Below are 517 nucleotides of genomic sequence, written 5' to 3'. Positions count from 1 at the left end.
CCGTCGAGTACGAGGGCGCCACCATCCCGGTCCCCGTCGACGCTCAGACGCTGCAGAAGATCTGCGAGATCACCGACGGCCAGTCGTTCCACGCCGACAGCCTGGAGTCGCTGAAGAACGTCTACTCGACCCTGCAGCGCCAGATCGGCTACGAGACCGTCAAGGGCGACGCCAGCCTGGCCTGGATGCTGCTGGGCGCCGTCGCCATGGCGGGCGCCGTCCTGGCGGGCCTGTTCCTCAACCGCCGGCTGCCCTCCTGAGCGGTCAGACCGGAAGCCGCCGGTTGATCAGCAGCGCCAGCGCCGTCGCGATCAGGGCGGTGATGACGCCCAGCCGCAACCAGCCGGCGCTGCCCGGCCCGGGCACGGTGCGGTAGCCGATGTCCTTCTCGATGGCGTTGTAGCTCTTCGAGAGCTCGGCCAGGTTGCCGGCGGTGTAGGACTGCCCGCCGGAGAGCTTGGCGATCATCTTCATCTGGTCCGTCGCAACCGGGACGGCGACCCGCTGCCCGTCCATC

2 pseudogenes are annotated in these 517 nt (G+C 69.2%); one reads left to right on the top strand and one right to left on the bottom strand.

Annotated features, from left to right (window positions below):
• A pseudogene (locus tag A5692_RS02680) lies at positions 1 to 260 on the top strand (hypothetical protein); the annotation flags it as partial.
• A gap of 4 nt (positions 261 to 264) precedes the next feature.
• Here the strand turns inward: A5692_RS02680 and A5692_RS02675 are convergent.
• A pseudogene (locus tag A5692_RS02675) lies at positions 265 to 517 on the bottom strand (hypothetical protein); the annotation flags it as partial.

Origin of the sequence: Mycobacterium sp. E342 (genome assembly GCF_001667665.1) — a bacterium.
Classification (GTDB): domain Bacteria; phylum Actinomycetota; class Actinomycetes; order Mycobacteriales; family Mycobacteriaceae; genus Mycobacterium.
Note: the sequence above shows the minus strand (reverse complement) of the source record. Positions and strands in the feature narration are given on the sequence as shown.